Here is a 5,609-nt window from a genome sequence, read left to right on the forward strand (position 1 = left end):
CTACGGGCGCGTCAAGATCGTTGGACTGTCCGGAGGCTGTGTGCAGGGCGAGGATCACGCCGCGTGGGGACATGGCTTCCCGGTCAAGTACCTGCTGGGTCGGCTGGACGCGGAACTCGAGATCGAACACTGGGGACGGTGCGCGGACGTCGAGGGCCTGTTCGTCGATCCGGTGCCGCCACCGCGTGAGGTGTTGACGATACGGGGGTGCAAGCCCGAGGGGCCCTGGCACGACGTGATCGCCCGGCCCGACGAAGCAACGCGGTCGTTGGGCACTCTGGAAGTCGCGATCTGGGACGAGTGCATGCCCCAGCTCGCCTGGGGCCTCGTGGACACGGTCGTCATCACCCACCGGCCCAACGCGGCCGATCCGGGTCTCGTCGACATCGTCGTGGGAACCGGCGTCGTCGAACACGCCGAGGTGTGGTGCGGCGCCGGTCCCGGCACCATGCCGACGGTGCCGCGCTTCGAGGTCTATGCGGTCGACCACCACGGTGGACAAACCGGTGAATGTCTCGGTATCGACGGCCTCCTCGTCCCGCGCGAGGCACAGGCCGACATCCCCCTTCGGCTCATCGGGTGCGAACCCGACGAGCCGCTGCTCGCCGCCTGCGCGACCCCCGAGCATGGACGGAGCAATGGGCGGTCCTGCAGGCGTTGGACCGCGCCGGACGGGAGATGGCACGTCACATGGTCCGCCTGGAGATCACGGACGTCCGTCCGTCCGTACTCGGGGACCCGCTGCTCGACATCACGCTCGCCGACGGCGGGGACGACGACCGCCCCCCGCCGGCTGCCCGGCGGATCTGGGAGACCTGGTACCGGGGTCACCCGAGCACGCCCAACCAGTGGGCCTCCCTGGACACACAGGGCCGTACCCAGTGGCTCAACCTGACACGCCGCCATCCGGGCGGACCGGACAGCAGCGGAGGAACCCACCACCTCGCGGGGCGGTTCATCACCGACCTGCCGGGCCTGTACTGCGCGTTGGGCGAGGCGCTCGTCGGACCGGGGTTCAACATCGGCCGGGGATGGGACGACCTCAAAGACTGCCTGCGCGGCCAGCGCGGCATCGTAGGACCCTTCACCCTGGTCTGGCACGACGCCGACATCGCACGCCGGGCACTGGGCTCCCTCGACGGCCCCGGCCGTTCGTCCATCTCCTTCGAGAAAGTCCTACAACTCCTCGAACGCCACCGCGTCAACGTCGTCCTCGACTAACTTGACTCTATCGGTGATCTTGGTGATTGAGGTCAGGTTCCGAGGGCTCGCCAGGACTTCGACCGCGGGATTCCGTGTTGGTCCAGGTAGGTCTGGAAGGCGGTCGGTGGTCTCGGTGTGGGGGTTTCCTCGGTCTCCGGCCGGTCGCTGAGTCGTTCGATGTTCACCGCGATGGCGGTGAGTACGTGCTGCAGGTGTGCCTTGGGCTGGCCTCGGTAGCGGCAGTGGCACATGCCGTGTCCGTGGGCGAATTCGTTGACGGTGCCCTCGATGCCGGAGCGGACCGCGTAACGGGTCTTCCATTCGGGGGTCTGCTGCTCGGCGCGGACGCGGGCCTGCAGCTCGTGGAGTTCTCGGGGTGGGAAGCCGACGTTGCGGGCGGGTGCTTTCGTGCATCGCGGCTTGTCCGGGCAGGGCTGGCATTGGCCGTGGGTGAACCGGGCGACGATCGGGGGTGCGGCGGCGAGTTCGGAGGTGGGGCAGGGGCCGTGCCAGCCAGCGCTGACCCGGCCGTTGGGGCAGGTGACCTGGCGGCGGTCGAAGTCGATGCGGAAGCCGTCGCGGCCGAAGCCCTCACCGAGGCGGTGCTGGCGGGTCGGGTTGGCCTTGATCGGGCCGCTGACGGTGACCTGGTGTTCACGGGCGGCCCGCTCCAGGTGGGGCAGGGAGGTGTAGCCGCCGTCGACCAGGTGCTCGGCGGGCAGCAACCCCCGGCGCGCCAGACGCGCGTGGAGACCGGGCAGGACATGGGCGTCGTGGGTCGCCGCCAAGGTGGTGGCCACGTCCGTGATCACGTTGACGCTGTCAGGCTCGCACGTCTCCGTCAGGTGGGCGGCGAACCCCTTCCAGGCGATGATGTGACCGTGGCGGACGTAGCGGGCCGTGGTGTCGTAGGGCGAGACGACCGCCAGGGCGGAGGGCGGCAGGCCACCGTCGTCGGCAGTGCGCCAGCGCAGGCGGCCCGCCGCGTCGCGGTAGTAGTTCCGCACGACAACCTGCCGCAGGGCCCCGACCTGCGGGCCGGGCCGGTAGCCCGGTCCGTACTGCCGCAGGTGCTCCAGCAGTCGGCATGCGTCCTCGCCGGCAGAGAGGATCCGGGTCTTGGGCCGGGTGGGGTTCTTGCCCGGGCGCACCTGACGGCCGTAGCGGCGCCCCCATTCCTCGTCGACCAGGCCGGCCAGCAGGTGCCCGGCCGTGCGGGCTGTCTCCTCCAGCGCGGCGCGGACCGACTCGGTGACCAGCTCCAGCCGGGTCAGGTCACGCACCGCGGCCAGGACGTGGGTCGAGTCGGTGCGCTGCGTGGTGCGCTCGCGCACGAGCCCGGCGTCCTTCAAGCGGGCCAGGGCCAGGTCCAGGAGCCGGTCCGCGCGGTCGTCTTCGAGAAGGCGCTGCCGGAACTCGGACAACACGCTGTGGTGGAAGCCGGAATCGTCCAGTTCCAGGCAGAGGGTGTACTTGAAGTCGATGCGGCACCGCACGGCCACCGCCGCGTCGCGGTCCGACAGGCCCAGCAAGAACTGCAGCACGCAGACGGTGGCCAACTGGGCGGGCGAGAGACCGGGACGGCCGTCGCGCGGGTACCAGCTGGCGAAGTCCTCGTCATGCCACAGGCCGTCCAGGCGATCCCGCACCCACATCGCCGTCGTCCCGTTCAGATTGCTCGCCCGCGCAACCCGCGCAGTCAGAGCGGGGACCTGATTACCGGAACGGGGACGGACGGACAACATGCACCTCGCCAGGGTCGGCCTGCACCACCGACACGAGGCTGCCCACTGACCACGCCAGTCAGCTCACTCCCACCAAGATCACCGACAGAGTCAAGTTAGGGCTGCGGACTGGGATTTCGGCCGCGAACATGTCCTTCGCGGTGCCGGTGGCGGGCTGGGCCAGAGGCTGTTCCTACCGGACCCTCCAGGCCCGGCGGCTGAGGGCGGCGCGGTGGGCGGTGACGACCAGGGGCAGGAAGGTGCCGTCGCACTCGGCGAGGGGTACGGCGGGCACCGGCCCGGGGTAGCAGACCCGTTCCAACCACTGTCCCTCCCCCGGGTACGCGGCCCGGGCCTGGGCCCGGAGGTCAGCGTCCCATTTCTCCAGGGCGGCCCACGGGTCAAGGGTCTCGTCGAAGTCGGGCATCACGAAGTCGGGGTGCAGCGGCTCCCCTGCCGGGTCAACGGTGGTGGGGGCTTCGGTGGGGGTGATCGTGTCGGACACCCCAGGATGGTAGTCGTCCGCGCCCACAGTGCGTCGGTCCGGCCCGCCGACGAACCACCGGGCGAGTCTCGCCGGAAGACCTCGGAATCGGCCGGGGGCGACCGACAAGTGGCACACCGACCGGGCCCGTTCAACCTGCGGACCGTCATGACTGCCGTAGTGCCGGCCACCTCAGCGCGCCTGTGGCCGTGGAAGTGCCTGAGGCTCGGAGGGGGCATCGCCTGGGGCTCCCCGGTCGGGGAGCCCCAGGTTCGACCATGCGAGCCAGTCGGCGGCGAAGGGCGGGATGGTCCGGCGGACCAGGGACACGACGTCTGCGGGGGCGAGGCGGCGTTCACGGTATCCGCGGACCATGCAGCACGCGATGAGCAGGTGCATGATCGCCACTCGGCGGAGCGAGGGGGCGGCCTCCTGCCACAGCGCGGCCACCGCGTCCTCGCCCTGGTCCCAGTAGGTGACCCGCATCTCCAGGACCAGTTCGACATCGGGCTGGGCGGATCTGGCGTTGTGCCGCAACCGCGCGGCCGCCTCGTACTCGGGAAGCCCGTACGCCGGCCGGACGGCCAGGTCCGCCAACAGGTCAGCGGGCTGAGCTCGGGGGTCGTGGTGGTCGTGGCCCGTTCGATGGCGGCGTGCCCGGCCGCACTCGCGTAGACGAGGTAGACGGCGACCTGGGAGTTCTCGATCCGGCCCGCGGTTCCGGTGTACTGACGCTGGACCCCGACGCTCGCGGTGCCTTTCTTCAGGTCCCCGGTCTCGTCGACGACCAGTACGGCGTCCTCGTCGCCGAGGTGCTCGACTACGAAGTCCCGTATGTCGTCACGCACTCGGTCGGCATCCCAGCGGGCCCGGCTGAGCAGGTGCTGCATGCCGGCCGGGCTGGCGTTACCGGCGTGCTCGGCGATCGTCCAGCAGTTCTTCCTTGGCAGGTCCGCGAGCAGCCCCAGCACGAACGCCTCTGCTCGGCGGCGGGGTTCCACCCGGGCGAACCGGCCCGCCACCTTGCCCATCAGGCCCTCGAATACCGATTGCCACCGAGCAGGATCTACGCTGTGGCCCACGGCCACCGGCTGATCTTCGTTTGTCGACACAACTCACGATGATCAACGGTGGCCGTCCTCATCGGAGACCAACCTCACTGAGCACGATCAAGGCCGGCGTCAGACCGGCTGTCCGCTGTCAGAGGGTGGCAGCGCGCAGCACGATCAGGGCGACGGAGGCCACAGTGAGGACCACCGCCGGAGACGCGCCCTTGCGGTCGCCGACGCGCAGGTGGAAGGCGACCGCCCCGGCGAAATAGAGCGTCAGGCCGATCGCGGCGGCGATTCCGACGGGTCCCCACCAGAGTCCGGCGATCACACCGGCCGCGCCCGCGATCTGAGCGCCGATCAGGAAAGCCATCATGCTCTGCGGCACTCCGAGGGTGGACATCTGCTCGGTGATGTGCCGCGTCCGCAGAGACTTGGCCCCGGCCGATACCAGGAGAAGCGCCGACATGAACACGGTGACGACGGCAAGGGAGACGAACATGGCTGAAACCTCAATCGTGCGAGATGCGAGTAACGGGGCGTGCGCACCTCGATGACGATAGGCGGCCGATAGGTACCTTCAGGTAACGTTCGGGCATGAGCCTGCGACCCGGAATTGCCTTCCTCGCCGACTGTCCCGCTCTCCTGGCCATGGAGATCATCGCCAGCAAGTGGTCCATGGTCACGCTCTTCGCGCTGACCGACGGTCCGTTGCGCCACGGCGAGCTGGTCGAGCTGAGCGGTGGCATTTCGCGCAAGGTACTGACCCAGACGTTGCGCCGGCTCCAGGCCAACGGGCTCGTCGAGCGGCACGCGTACGCCGAGGCGCCGCCGCGCGTGGAGTACTGCCTGACCGATCTCGGGCGAACCCTGGAGGAACCCATCAGGATGCTTACCGCATGGGCGCGGGAGAACGGCGAGGCGGTCGTCACCTTCCGGGAAGCAGCCGAGGCGGCCAGGACCATCGAGGCGGCTCAGGCGACCCCGGTGAAGACCCCTCATGTTCATGAGAACCCGAGCCGTTTCTGATCAATAGAAGAGGCTGGACCTTTACTGACTTCGGCGCGTCAGGGTGAACTGTGTGGAAGTCCCTGATGGGTGTGGTGTGGTGGCTGTATCTGGTGGTGTGTGAGGTATGCGGATGGTGGT

The 5,609-nt window shown here is 69.3% G+C and carries 7 protein-coding genes and 1 pseudogene; 2 read left to right on the forward strand and 6 right to left on the reverse strand.

The window, feature by feature from the left end; translation table 11 throughout:
• Nucleotides 1-628: hypothetical protein (locus tag ADK60_RS46710; protein ID WP_234371154.1), on the reverse strand; the 628-nt coding region annotated here is incomplete at its 3' end.
• 50 nt (nucleotides 629-678) lie between these two features.
• Between ADK60_RS46710 and ADK60_RS46715 the strand changes: the two genes are divergently transcribed.
• Nucleotides 679-1,221 carry a barstar family protein gene (locus tag ADK60_RS46715; protein WP_234371155.1) on the forward strand — a complete coding sequence of 181 codons (543 nt, stop codon included), beginning with the start codon at nucleotides 679-681 and terminating at the stop codon, nucleotides 1,219-1,221.
• A 32-nt stretch (nucleotides 1,222-1,253) separates the two neighbouring features.
• Here the strand turns inward: ADK60_RS46715 and ADK60_RS19275 are convergent, their stop codons facing one another.
• The 5 genes and pseudogenes from ADK60_RS19275 to ADK60_RS19295 all read right to left on the reverse strand — a co-directional run bounded on the left by ADK60_RS19275 (nucleotide 1,254) and on the right by ADK60_RS19295 (nucleotide 4,962).
• Entirely contained in the window at nucleotides 1,254-2,948 is a 1,695-nt protein-coding gene (locus tag ADK60_RS19275; protein WP_079008510.1) for an IS1182 family transposase, read from the reverse strand.
• Nucleotides 2,949-3,120: 172 nt separating this feature from the next.
• On the reverse strand, nucleotides 3,121-3,432 hold the full coding sequence (locus ADK60_RS19280; protein WP_159400493.1) for a hypothetical protein: 312 nt from the start codon (nucleotides 3,430-3,432) through the stop codon (nucleotides 3,121-3,123).
• Between the two features lie 171 nt (nucleotides 3,433-3,603).
• On the reverse strand, nucleotides 3,604-4,008 hold the full coding sequence (locus ADK60_RS45780; RefSeq protein ID WP_053647569.1) for a hypothetical protein: 405 nt from the start codon (nucleotides 4,006-4,008) through the stop codon (nucleotides 3,604-3,606).
• Nucleotides 4,009-4,049: 41 nt separating this feature from the next.
• Nucleotides 4,050-4,442 (reverse strand): annotated as a pseudogene (locus ADK60_RS42050) (IS701 family transposase); the annotation flags it as partial.
• A gap of 169 nt (nucleotides 4,443-4,611) precedes the next feature.
• Complete coding sequence (locus ADK60_RS19295; protein WP_053647573.1) at nucleotides 4,612-4,962, reverse strand: DoxX family protein; 351 nt, start codon at nucleotides 4,960-4,962, stop codon at nucleotides 4,612-4,614.
• 95 nt (nucleotides 4,963-5,057) lie between these two features.
• Between ADK60_RS19295 and ADK60_RS19300 the strand changes: the two genes are divergently transcribed.
• Nucleotides 5,058-5,489 carry a winged helix-turn-helix transcriptional regulator gene (locus ADK60_RS19300; RefSeq protein ID WP_053647575.1) on the forward strand — a complete coding sequence of 144 codons (432 nt, stop codon included), beginning with the start codon at nucleotides 5,058-5,060 and terminating at the stop codon, nucleotides 5,487-5,489.
• The last annotated feature ends 120 nt before the right edge of the window (nucleotides 5,490-5,609 follow it).

It is taken from the genome of Streptomyces sp. XY431 (assembly GCF_001279805.1).
Lineage (GTDB): Bacteria > Actinomycetota > Actinomycetes > Streptomycetales > Streptomycetaceae > Kitasatospora > Kitasatospora purpeofusca.